Below are 6,556 nucleotides of genomic sequence, written 5' to 3'. Positions count from 1 at the left end.
GCGGAAGTGGCTCAGTTGGTAGAGCATCACCTTGCCAAGGTGAGGGTCGCGGGTTCGAATCCCGTCTTCCGCTCGCAGCGCCGCCATCTCGGCGGACATCCGGGCGATTAGCTCAGTGGGAGAGCGCTACCTTGACACGGTAGAGGTCACTGGTTCAATCCCAGTATCGCCCACCATCCCTCGCTTGGATCACCTCCCGTTCTGACCGTCACGTACGCGGTCGCTGCGCTGTCGCAGCTCGTCGATCAGGCGGGACGCCTCGGCCTTGGACAGCCCCTCGGGAACCTCCTCCCCCGCCTCGCGCGCGAGGGTCTGCAGGTAGGACGCCTGCGGCGCCGTCATCGGCTCGTCACCGGTCGCCCAGTCCTGGGGATCCTTCTCCACCGGTCCCTGCGTCATGACTCCCCTTTCCTCGAACGTGTGTTCGCCATACCCGGTACCAGTAGCCCAAACACCCTCATAGGGATCAGACGAGCCGGATCGCGACGAGCGAAACCCGCTCACGCCGGCCGGCACCATGATCTTCAGTCGTCATGCAGCCGATCGCCCACCGCAGGGGTGGTCGATGCGGGGGCTCCAGGACCGCACGACTCCGATCTTCATGCTCGGGCGGGCCGGGTCCGGACAGGAGCGGCGGCACGACCTGGGTCAAGGCGCGTGGTTTCGGCGGATGGCCTCCACCGCGTGCCGTAGACCGAGTGCGAGATGGCGCCGGTCCTGCGGGGGACGGATGACGAAGTCGAGCATCAGGCCGTCCATGAGTTTCACCAGCACCTGGGCGTCGAGTTCGGGATCGGGTGATCCGGCGGCCAGGGCGACCAGTTCGGCGGCCCGCCGGAACTCCGCGCCGCATCGCGCCATCGCCTCCCTCACCGCGGGCTGCCTGGCCCCGGCAAGATCGAGTTCGAAGCGGGCCAGCAGCAGGTCCCGGCTCGCGGTCCACCACTGCTGCAGCAGGGCGGCGATCCGGTCGTAGTCCGGCTCGGCCTGCTGGCCCTGCGGCCGGACGGCCAGGGATCGCACCAGGTCGTGGATCACCGGGCCGGACCGGTCCCTCTCGATCTCGACCATGCGGTCGACCACCGCCAGGACCAGCAGGTCCCAGGTCTTGAAGTAGTACGTCACCGAGCCGTGCTTGAGGCCGGCGGCCTCCTGGAGCGCGCGGTGGGTCAGGCCCCGCAGCCCGTGCTCGGCGATGACCGCGATCGCGGTGTCCAGCAGCAGTGTGGGGGTGTCGGCGCGGCCGCCCGTCTCCGTCGTTCTCGCAGTGGCCATGCCCACCAGTATGCCCCGGGGAGTTGACATCCGTAGAAGCTGTACCTACTAATGGTGGAGAATTTTCTACGATCGTAGGAGTTGAGGGGCTTGACGGCCGACACCGCACCCGTATCCGCACCCGCTCCCGACGTCGGCCCGGGGCCCAGGCGCCGATGGCTGCGCCGCACCCTGGCGACTCTGGGCGGCCTGCTCGCCGTGCTGGTCGCCGCGGCGCTGTTCATCGCCTACGCGTGGCAGCCCTCGGCGACCGCCTACGCCTCGCCCTATCTGGCGCGGATCGACTCCCACTACGCCGACACCCCCCTGGCCCGCTTCCACTACACGAAGACCGGCCGCGGCGCGCCGGTGGTGCTGGTCGCTGGCGGCGGGCAGTGGCTCTACTCCTACCGGGACACCGTCCCCGCGCTGGTCGCCGACCGCACCGTCTACACCGTCGACCTGCCCGGCCAGGGCTACACCACCCTCAAGAGGGACGGTTTCTCCTACGACCTGGACGCCATGGCCGAAGCCCTGGGAACGTTCATGGACGCCGTCGGCCTGCGCAGGGCCTCCGTGGTCGGGCACTCCTGGGGCGGCAGCTGGTCACTGTACTTCGCCGAGCGTCACCCGGAGCGCGTCGACCGGCTGGTGCTGATGGGCTCCACCGGCCTGGACGTGCCCTCCAGCTGGGACTGGAGACCGCTGGAGTTCCCCGTGGCCGGCGAGTTGATGGGCAAGCTGATGCGCAGGAGCGACGCCGCCCGCACCCTGCGCAAGGCGTTCGCGAATCCCGAGCGGGTCACCGACGAGGTCGTCGCCGAGGACTGGGCCCCGATGAGCCGCCCGGCCAACCGCGAGGCCCTATGGGCTTCGCAGCGCAACCTCGACTACTCCCTCACGCAGCGCCTCATGGGCAGGGTGGCCGCACCGACCCTGGTGTTGTGGGGTGGCGAGGACCGGTTCGACAAGCCGTGGCAGGCGGCCGCGATGGCCGGGCGGATCCCCGGGGCCACCTCCCGGGTGCTACCCGGGTGCGGGCACAACGTCCACGAGGACTGCCCGGCGCAGGCCAACCCCGTCATCGCCGGATTCCTCAACGGCTCCTGAGCCCGCGTCGACCGGCGCGTTCCTCGCCATGCGGGACCGTCGTCGAGCGATACAGTCCCCATGCGTCACATTGCGGACGAACCATTTCCTGGAGTGCGATGTTGTACGGGCGTCAGGCAGAGCAGTCCGTCATCGCTGAGCTGCTGGACCACATCGTCCTCGCTCACCGGACCGACGACCACCAGGCCATCGCCCTCGTCCGGCCCGACGGCTACTACGCCTGGGCGAGCGAGACCCCGGGCGACACCGCCGCACTGCGCGACGCGCTCACCACCTGGGCGGGCCTCCTCCACCCTGCGGAACCGAAGTAGACAGTAGAAGGAACGACCACGACCCCGCCCCTGCGGCCCAACGGGGTCACGGCTGTGCGAGCGGAAGACGGACTCCACGCCGGGGCGCGGGTGGTGCCGTCCGCGCGAGGCGGGCAGGTCACATGATCCGTTCGAACCCTTCCGGCCGGGGTCGCTGCGAACCGGCGGCGACCCCGGCGGACGACCCGGCACGCCTGGATCCGGCGCCGCTCAGGCTCGCCGGCGTCGTGGTGGCGAGAGCGCTGGGTGCTCTTCGCCAACGTCCCGGTGGTCGGCCTGGCCCTGGTCCTCGCCTGGCGCGCCGCCGTCCGGCCGACCGGAGGGCCGTCCGCCGCTGGACGTCCCAGGATTCGCACTGCTGTCACCTGGCCTGACGGCTTTCAACGCCCATGAACCACAGCAGGGCGCGCACACGCTACAAGCGTAAGCCGACCATCGTGATCGGGCTCGTCAGATCGTGCGCCGTAGCGCGGTCTCCACGGCGTCGATCAGCGGGTCGCCGTCGGTGCGCGGGTGGCGCGCGAGACCGAGCTCGACGTCCGGCAGGACGGGGAGGGCGTCCGCGTCGTGGCAGGCCATGGCCGGTTCGAGGTTCACGGGCATGAGCGCCGCGACGCCGAGCCCGGCCCGCACCGCGGCGAGCACGCCGACCAGGCTGTTGCTCTCGAACGCCACCCGCCAGCGCCGGCCGGTGCGTTCCAGCGTCTCCAGCACCGACGTGCGCCAGGTGCACGGGTTCGAGAACAGCACCACCGGCAGCGGGTCGGCGGCCACGTCCACCCCCTGGCCGACCGCCCAGACCAGCGGGCGGCGCACCGTCCAGCGCGGCGGCCCGGGAACGTCCTGCGCCTCGTCGAACACGAGCTGGACGCGGCCCGCGTCGTAGGCCCGCCGCATCTCGGCGTTGGGGAGGCAGAACACCTCCAGCGTCGCGCCGGGGTGCAGCCGGGCGAGGTCGGCGAGGGCCTGCGGAAGCTGGGACGCGGCGAGGTCCTCCAGCAGCCCGACGCCGCAGTGGCCGGTGAGCGCGCGCCCGGCTTCGGTGAGCGCCTGCGCGGAGAGCGAGAGGATGCGTTCGGCGTACGGCAGGAGCTCCTCACCCGCCCGGGTCGGCGAGACACCGGACGGCGACCGGTGGAGCAGCGGACGGCCGACGGTGCCCTCCAGCTTGCGCAACTGCTGGCTGAGCGCGGGCTGGGTGTGCCCGAGCGCGGTCGCGGCGCGGCTGATGCTCCCCGCCCGCACGGCGGTGACGAACGACCGCAGCAACGCGATCTCAAGATCCCTGGCCATAAGCACCCATTATGGCAGGTCCAACGAAACAACCACTTCCTATGGCGGAACGGACGATCTAGCGTCACTCGGGTGACCGGATACCGACAGGTGCTCGCCGTGCCGGGGCTGGCGTCGCTGCTGGGCGTCTCGCTGCTCGCCCGCACCGCGATCACCGCCGACGTGATGGCGCTGACGATGTACGTCGTGCTCGGCCTGGGCATGAGCTACACGGCGGCGGGCGGCGTCGCGGCGGCGCTGACCGCCGGGGTGGCGCTGGGCGGGCCGCTGCTCGGCGGCATGATCGACCGGCGGGGCCTGCGCGCCGTGCTGCTGGTGACCATCGGGGCGCAGGTCGTGTTCTGGCTGAGCGTGCCGGTCCTGCCGTACGGGCTCCTGCTGGGCGCCGCCTTCGCCGCGGGGCTGCTGATGGTGCCGGCCCAGCCGGTGACCAGGCAGGCGATCGCCGCGATGACGACGGCGGGGCAGCGCCGGGCCGCGTTCGCGCTGGAGTCGGTGCAGGGCGAGCTGTCGTACATCGTGGGCCCGGCGATCGTGATCCTGTGCGCGGCGAACCTGTCCCCCGGCGTGGTGGCGTGGGGGGTCGGCGCCGCGATCGTGGTCGGCGGGGCCGGGATCGCCCTGCTCGACCCGCCGCTGCGCGCCGCGGACGAGGCCGGGGCCGGCGCGGCCGGGCGGCCCCCGCGCCGGGAGTGGCTGGGCTCCGGCATGATCGCCGTGCTGACGATGGCGTTCGGGACCGCGATGCTGCTCGGCGGCATCGACCTCGCCATCGTCGCCGCGCTGGAGGAGGCGGGCCAGGTGTCCTGGGCCGCCGCGGTCGTGACCGTGCTCGGCGTGACCTCCGTCATCGGCGGGCTGGTCTACGGCGCGCTGTCCCGGTCGCTGCCCACGTGGCTGCTGCTCGGCCTGCTCGGGCTCCTGACGGTCCCCGCCGGGCTCGCCCACGACTGGCGCTGGCTGTGCGTGGCCGTCGTCGGCTCCGGGCTCCTCACCGCGCCGACCCTCTCCACGCTGGCCGACGCGGTGAGCCGGCTGGCCCCGGCGAGCGTGCGGGGCGAGGCGACGGGGTTGCAGTCCTCGGCGCTGAGCGCGGGTTTCGCGCTCGGGGCCCCGGTCGCCGGAATCGCGATCGACGCCTCCGCTCCGGCGGGCGGCTTCGCGGCGGCCGGGCTGGCCGGGGTCGCCGCCGCGCTGACCGGTCTGCTGCTGTCCCGCCGCTCCTCGGCCCGGACGCGGTCCCCGCTCGGCGGGCTCAGCCTCGCGGGGGCGCCGGGCCCGGAGCCGCGCGGGGCCGGCGCCCGCCCCGAAGTCAGCCGGTGACCGGGCCGAAGGCCTTGCGGGTGTCGATCACCTCGCCGAACAACTCCCAGCGTTCGCCCTTGAAGCGCATCATCTGCATCGACTCGATCGGGAAGCCGTCGTCGGGGCCGGTCTGCAGGGTCACGCCGGGCAGCAGCATCGGCACCTGCACGTTGTTCAGGCCGCGCATCGCGTCCCGCAGGCCCTCGCGGGTCGGGCACCTGGCGGCTTCCATGGTCTTGTGGAAGCTGGTCGCCGCCGCCCAGCCGAACGCGTGGTAGGGCACCGCCGGGTCGGCGCCCGGCGCGTACTGCTTCATCTTGGCCTTGTAGAGCTTCATCTCCGCGTCGTCGTCCCACTGCGGGTCGTTGGGGTCCTTGTAGTAGTTGGCGGAGACGACGCCCTGGACGTTCCTGAAGCCGACCGGCCGCAGGGTGGTGATCGAGGCGGCGACGTTGTTGACGATGTGCAGCGGGTTCCAGCCGGTGAGCTTGGCGTCGGCGGCCAGGGCCTGGGAGCCGAACTTCGGGGTGGTGATGTTCAGGAACACGTCGGCGCGGGAGGTGGCCAGGTTCCGCATCTGGGGTTCGACGCTGGGGTCGGAGACCTCGTAGCTCTGCTCCTTGACGATGCTGACGCGGGTGCCCTCGACGGCCTTCCGGAAGCCGTTCAGGAGGTCCTTGCCGAAGTCGTCGTTCTGGTAGAGGACCGCGACCCTGGCGGCGGGGCGTTCGGTCTTGAGGTACTGGGCGTAGACGCGGCCCTCGGAGACGTAGTTGGGCTGCCAGCCGATCGTCCAGGGGTGCCTGGTGTCGCTGCCCCACTTGGACGCGCCGGTCGCCACGAAGATCTGCGGGACCTTGCGCTGGTTGGCGTAGTCCCAGGTCGCCGTGGTGGAGGGGGTGCCGAGGGTCTGGAACAGCGCGAAGACGCGTTCCTGCTCGACCAGGCGGCGGGCCTCCTCCACGGCCTTGGGCGGCTGGTAGCCGTCGTCGCGGACCGTGAACTCGACCTTCCGGCCCGCGACGCCGCCCTTCTCGCCGTTGACGTAGTCGAAGTACGCCTTGATCCCCTTGGGGATGTCGCCGTAGGCCGAGGCCGGGCCGGACAGCGGGTAGATCCCGCCGAGTTTGATCGTCTTGTCGGTGATGCCGGTGGTCTGCTGGCCCTTGCACGCGCCGGTGGCGGTGGTGGAGCCGTCGTCCCCGCCGCGCCCGCCGCACGCGGCCGTCGTCGCGAGCAGCGCGGCCGCCGCCGCGCCGCCGATCGCCGTCACACGCATGCCC

General features: G+C 71.9%; 7 protein-coding genes and 2 tRNA genes. 5 read left to right on the top strand and 4 right to left on the bottom strand.

From position 1 onward, the window contains the following. Nucleotides 1–73: transfer RNA gene (locus tag AKI01S_RS02950), tRNA-Gly, on the top strand. Between the two features lie 28 nt (nt 74–101). Then, nucleotides 102–176, top strand: a tRNA-Val gene (locus AKI01S_RS02945). Nucleotides 177–189: 13 nt separating this feature from the next. On the opposite strand, the gene AKI01S_RS02940 is transcribed toward AKI01S_RS02945, so the two are convergent. After that, nucleotides 190–399, bottom strand: a complete 210-nt coding sequence (locus AKI01S_RS02940) for a DUF3072 domain-containing protein (RefSeq protein WP_067811986.1) — start codon at nt 397–399, stop codon at nt 190–192. Between the two features lie 249 nt (nt 400–648). Beyond that, nucleotides 649–1,275: a TetR/AcrR family transcriptional regulator gene (locus AKI01S_RS02935; RefSeq protein WP_067811984.1), complete on the bottom strand. Its 627-nt coding sequence runs from the start codon at nt 1,273–1,275 to the stop codon at nt 649–651. 81 nt (nt 1,276–1,356) lie between these two features. Between AKI01S_RS02935 and AKI01S_RS02930 the strand changes: the two genes are divergently transcribed. Both AKI01S_RS02930 and AKI01S_RS50150 read left to right on the top strand, forming a co-directional pair. Beyond that, on the top strand, nt 1,357–2,364 hold the full coding sequence (locus tag AKI01S_RS02930; protein ID WP_157419628.1) for an alpha/beta fold hydrolase: 1,008 nt from the start codon (nt 1,357–1,359) through the stop codon (nt 2,362–2,364). 98 nt (nt 2,365–2,462) lie between these two features. Next, the gene (locus tag AKI01S_RS50150; RefSeq protein WP_067811980.1) at nt 2,463–2,675 is read left to right on the top strand and encodes an aromatic-ring hydroxylase C-terminal domain-containing protein; all 213 of its coding nucleotides are present in this window, start codon (nt 2,463–2,465) and stop codon (nt 2,673–2,675) included. 450 nt (nt 2,676–3,125) lie between these two features. Here AKI01S_RS50150 and AKI01S_RS02920 read toward each other — a convergent pair whose 3' ends face one another. Beyond that, entirely contained in the window at nt 3,126–3,968 is an 843-nt protein-coding gene (locus AKI01S_RS02920; RefSeq protein ID WP_067811978.1) for a LysR family transcriptional regulator, read from the bottom strand. Nucleotides 3,969–4,040: 72 nt separating this feature from the next. Here AKI01S_RS02920 and AKI01S_RS02915 point away from each other — a divergent pair, with 72 nt between their 5' ends. Continuing rightward, a complete protein-coding gene (locus AKI01S_RS02915) occupies nt 4,041–5,291 on the top strand; it encodes an MFS transporter (RefSeq protein ID WP_067811976.1) in 1,251 nt (416 codons plus the stop codon). Here AKI01S_RS02915 and AKI01S_RS02910 read toward each other — a convergent pair. Continuing rightward, a complete protein-coding gene (locus tag AKI01S_RS02910) occupies nt 5,281–6,552 on the bottom strand; it encodes an ABC transporter substrate-binding protein (RefSeq protein ID WP_067811974.1) in 1,272 nt (423 codons plus the stop codon). The genes AKI01S_RS02915 and AKI01S_RS02910 overlap by 11 nt on opposite strands. Nucleotides 6,553–6,556 lie beyond the last annotated feature (4 nt).

The sequence above is a fragment of the Actinomadura kijaniata NBRC 14229 genome, from assembly GCF_001552175.1.
In the GTDB taxonomy this organism is placed as follows: Bacteria; Actinomycetota; Actinomycetes; order Streptosporangiales; family Streptosporangiaceae; genus Spirillospora; species Spirillospora kijaniata.
The sequence above is the reverse complement of the archived record's forward strand: the minus strand, read 5'-3'. Positions and strand labels throughout refer to the sequence as shown.

What these genes read in the sequence shown, in the direction of transcription:
- AKI01S_RS02940 (WP_067811986.1), bottom strand. Translation starts at nt 399, where the DNA reads ATGACGCAGGGACCGGTGGAGAAGGATCCCCAGGACTGGGCGACCGGT.
- AKI01S_RS02935 (WP_067811984.1), bottom strand. Translation starts at nt 1,275, where the DNA reads ATGGCCACTGCGAGAACGACGGAGACGGGCGGCCGCGCCGACACCCCC.
- AKI01S_RS50150 (WP_067811980.1), top strand. Translation starts at nt 2,463, where the DNA reads ATGTTGTACGGGCGTCAGGCAGAGCAGTCCGTCATCGCTGAGCTGCTG.
- AKI01S_RS02920 (WP_067811978.1), bottom strand. Translation starts at nt 3,968, where the DNA reads ATGGCCAGGGATCTTGAGATCGCGTTGCTGCGGTCGTTCGTCACCGCC.
- AKI01S_RS02910 (WP_067811974.1), bottom strand. Translation starts at nt 6,552, where the DNA reads ATGCGTGTGACGGCGATCGGCGGCGCGGCGGCGGCCGCGCTGCTCGCG.